This is a genomic window from Kitasatospora sp. NPDC056531, from assembly GCF_042794375.1.
In the GTDB taxonomy this organism is placed as follows: domain Bacteria; phylum Actinomycetota; class Actinomycetes; order Streptomycetales; family Streptomycetaceae; genus Kitasatospora.
The window spans coordinates 45,429-49,060 of the sequence record NZ_JBHTTU010000025.1; the positions used below are offsets into that span (position 1 = coordinate 45,429).

Consider the following 3,632-nt stretch of genomic DNA (forward strand, 5'->3'; position numbering starts at 1 on the left):
CGGCCGGACCGACTGCCCGCACCACGGTGGCCTACTGCCCCGGGCGGACGGTGAGGTCGGTGATCTCGGCGTCCCGGGAGGCGTCCAGGGCGGCGATGACCGCCTTGGCCACGGACTCCGGCGCGATCCAGCGGCCGGCGTCGTACTCCTTGCCCTCCTGCTGGTGCACCTTGACCTGCATCGGGGTGGCGGTGCGGCCGGGGTAGACCGAGGTGACCCGGACGCCGTTCGCGTGCTCCTCCTGGCGCAGCGCGTCGGCCAGCGCCTTGAGGCCGTGCTTGCTGGCCGCGTACGCCGACCACTCGGCGTGGGCGGTGAGGCCGGCGCCGGAGTTGACGAACACCACGTGGCCCTTGGCCAGCCGGAGCGAGGGCAGCAGCAGCCGGGTCAGCTCGGCGGGGGCGACCAGGTTGACGTTGAGCGTCTCCTGCCAGGCCTTCACCGGCAGGTCGCCGACCGTGCCGAGCTCGACCATGCCCGCGACGTGCAGCAGCGAGTCGAGGGTGACGGGCAGCTGCTGGTGCCCGAAGGCCCAGGACAGCTTGCCCGGGTCACCGAGGTCCCCGACCAGGGTGCGCGCGCCCGGGAAGCGGTCGCGCAGCTCGGCGGCCCGACGGGCGTCGCGGGCCAACAGCCAGAGCTCGTCCCCGCGTTCGGCGAGCTTCTCGGTCAGGACGGCGCCGATGCCGGAACCGGCGCCGGTGATCAGATGTGCAGCCATGACTCCGATCCTCTCAGGCCTTGAGCTGCGTAAACACCTCGGCGGGCGTGTCGGCGAAGCTGATCAGCTCGGAGAGCGGCCGCGGCAGGAAGCCCTCGGCGTCCATCCGCTCCAGCTGGGTACGCAGGCCCGCGTAGAAGCCCTCGGTGTCCAGGACGACCACCGGCTTGTCGAAGATCCCGTGCTTCTTGAGCTCCAGCACCTCGGTGACCTCGTCCATGGTCCCCAGCCCGCCGACCAGCACCACGATGGCGTCCGCCCGGGCAGCCAACTCCCGCTTCCGCTCGGCCAGATCGGCGGTCATGACGAGCTCGTCGGCGCCGACGTACCCCTTGTGCTTCAGCATCTCGACCAGCACGCCGACCAGTCGACCGCCCGCCGCCTTCACCTCGTCGGCCAGCAACCCCATCAGCCCGGCGTTGGACCCGCCCCAGACCAGGGTGTGGCCGCCCTCCCCCAGGAGCCGGGCGAACTCGGCGGCGGGGGCGGAGTAACGGTCGTCGAGCGAGTACGCGGAGCAGAAGACGCAGATATTCATAATGCCGACTGGTCTATCACGCCCACCCGCCCCCACTCACCGGCATTACGCGCAGCTACCGGCAGCCTCTAGGGTGCTGCCCCGTGCGTGCGCCAGGCCCTCGGTCGGGCCGCCCGCCGCCTGGTCGGCCCCGAGCAGCTCACCGAGGCCACCCGATGACGCCCGCCGTACCGCTCGTCCTGCTCGGCCTGGTCGACGCGGCCTTCAGCGGCTTCCGCGCCTACGCCGGACGCGACGCCCGCATCCGCAAGCACCAGGGCAACCTCCGGGCCGCCGGGCGCGGGCTGGCAGTGGGGGCAGCCCTGCTGCTCGCGCCCGCGCTGGCCGCCGCCCTCCTGCTGCTCACGGCCTCCGACCAGGGGCGGACCTACGCCGCCCTGGCCGCCGGCGGCTGGGGCTACCTGCTCCCCCTCGCCCTCTATGCGGCAGCCGTCCTGCTCTCCCTCGCCGCCTACTTCACCCTGCCGTTCCGCGCCAGCACCCTCGCCATGGTCATCGGCCTCGGCCCGCTGACCCTGCTGCGCCCACTCGCAGTCGCCGTCGCCTGCGTCGGCGCCCTCCTCAACGGCGGCGGTGCGCCCGCCCTGCTGGTCGGCGCGGTCGCGGGCGCCGCCGTCCTGTGCGTCGAGCCCCTGGTGCACCGGCGCTGGTACAGCAAGGTGCAGTAGCGCCCCCTCACCCGCAGTTCCGGAGCATCAGTCCTTGTAGGGAACGAGCTTCGACAGGCTCAGCGTGAAGCCGAAGGGCTCGGGAATCGTGATCGCATCGCCGAACTTCCGGTCGCTACGGGTGTGATACCGGTCGTGGTTCGGCTCGGAGAACAGCGTCACCGTCTGCTGACGCGGGTCCACGATCAGATAGAGCGGGATGCGCATCACGGCGTAGTCGTGCAGCTTGTCCATCCAGTCGTTGCCCGGGTTGGACGGCGACACGATCTCCACCGCGATCAGAGCTTCCGCGGCTGGGGCCTTGTTGCCCGACGCGGAGAGGACGTCGATCGGAAGGTACGTCAGGTCCGGCTCGCGTCCCTTCGAGACGTCCGGGCTGACGATTTCGCTCCGCTCACTGGGCAGATAGCCCTCAGGAGCATGCTGCTCGAACTGCCTTCTCACCTGGGCCACGTTGAGCTGATGAATGTTGGACGGCGATGCCTGCATGATCAGCGTGTCCCCGGACCATTCGATCCGGACGCCATCCGGGGCGATCCGCTCCAGCTCCTCGATGAAGTCGCGGTGCTGCTCGTAGAAGGTCATGCCGTCCACTATGACGGACCTCCCCAACACCCCAGCCGGAAGCGCCCGCTCACTGCGGGTCGGCCCGGCGGTTCGCTCAGCCTGTGACGGGCCGATCTTCCCGGCGGCCCGCTCGGTGAGCAGGCCGCCGGGTCACAACAGGTGTCGGCCGTCGTGGGTTCGGATGCTCGGTGCCATGTCGTCCCGAAGCGCGTCCAACAGCCGCACGGCATAGACCTCGGCCATGCGGTCAGAGACCTCGGCCGGTGTGAGCCAGCCGACTTCGACCGTCTCGTTCGAGAGCCGTTCCGTCCCGCTCTCCGGTCGGCAGCGGAAGACCAGGGCGACGATCCCGCGATTCACGTTCTTGTAGACGCCGGTCAGCCGCTCCACACCGACCTTGATCCCGGTCTCCTCGTAGACCTCGCGGCGCACGCCGTCTTCGACCGACTCGGCCAGCTCCAGCACCCCACCTGGAGGCTCCCAGGTCCCGTTGTCGGCTCGCCGAATCGCCAGCACCCTGCCGCCCTCGCGCACCTCGTCGCTCCGTTCGACACCGAGTACGGCGGCGAGCTGATCGTCCGCCTGACCGTCGATGACAACGGCGCGAGCGGGAGGTTCACCCGGGGTTCGGCGTTCATGCGGCTGCGCCAACAGCGCACCGACCGGCCACCGTTCGAGGACTACCTACATGGGGAACCGTGGCCGGCCGACGGAGTGAGGAGCACCACCACCCTCGCCCCTCCCGACACGGGAGGGTGGTTCGTGCAGTTCGTCATCGGGGTGGGCGTGCCCGGCGCGTTCTGGCGGGCGGAGCGCTACAACGACGGCGCGTACACGCTGTGGCTCTACAGCCGCGAAACCCCGTCCTGGGCCTCCGTCGACTACGAGCGGGGTCACACGGAGTTCGAGGTGTACCAGTCCGGCCCCCGCAAGCTGTGGGACGAGGCGGCCGCCGCGTACCAGTGGTGGGCCGACCAGGGCCGCCCCGGGTACGAGCGGTTCGGCCTGACGGTCACCTCGGAGGGGCAGTACGTCTGGCTGGATTCACCGGACAATCCCGTCCCGCAGCACTGAACGGGCCCGGGGGGGCGTGTCGGGCGGGGGGGGCCCGGGGGGGGGGCGGGGGGTGGGGGAGGAC

The 3,632-nt window shown here is 70.8% G+C and carries 6 protein-coding genes; 2 read left to right on the forward strand and 4 right to left on the reverse strand.

The features are described 5' to 3' along the window. Positions 1-31 precede the first annotated feature (31 nt). Both ACFQ87_RS21700 and ACFQ87_RS21705 read right to left on the reverse strand, forming a co-directional pair. Entirely contained in the window at positions 32-721 is a 690-nt protein-coding gene (locus tag ACFQ87_RS21700; protein WP_380612430.1) for an SDR family oxidoreductase, read from the reverse strand. A gap of 13 nt (positions 722-734) precedes the next feature. Further along, positions 735-1,259 (reverse strand): TIGR00730 family Rossman fold protein, encoded by a 525-nt coding sequence (locus ACFQ87_RS21705; protein WP_380612431.1) that lies wholly within the window; start codon positions 1,257-1,259, stop codon positions 735-737. Positions 1,260-1,414: 155 nt separating this feature from the next. On the opposite strand from ACFQ87_RS21705, the gene ACFQ87_RS21710 reads away from it, so the two are divergent. Continuing rightward, positions 1,415-1,927: a hypothetical protein gene (locus ACFQ87_RS21710; RefSeq protein WP_380612432.1), complete on the forward strand. Its 513-nt coding sequence runs from the start codon at positions 1,415-1,417 to the stop codon at positions 1,925-1,927. Positions 1,928-1,954: 27 nt separating this feature from the next. Here the strand turns inward: ACFQ87_RS21710 and ACFQ87_RS21715 are convergent, their stop codons facing one another. Beyond that, complete coding sequence (locus ACFQ87_RS21715; protein WP_380612433.1) at positions 1,955-2,512, reverse strand: Uma2 family endonuclease; 558 nt, start codon at positions 2,510-2,512, stop codon at positions 1,955-1,957. Positions 2,513-2,644: 132 nt separating this feature from the next. Further along, the gene (locus ACFQ87_RS21720) at positions 2,645-3,028 is read right to left on the reverse strand and encodes an NUDIX hydrolase (protein ID WP_380612434.1); all 384 of its coding nucleotides are present in this window, start codon (positions 3,026-3,028) and stop codon (positions 2,645-2,647) included. Between the two features lie 228 nt (positions 3,029-3,256). Here ACFQ87_RS21720 and ACFQ87_RS21725 point away from each other — a divergent pair, with 228 nt between their 5' ends. After that, positions 3,257-3,568 (forward strand): hypothetical protein, encoded by a 312-nt coding sequence (locus tag ACFQ87_RS21725; protein WP_380612435.1) that lies wholly within the window; start codon positions 3,257-3,259, stop codon positions 3,566-3,568. Positions 3,569-3,632 lie beyond the last annotated feature (64 nt).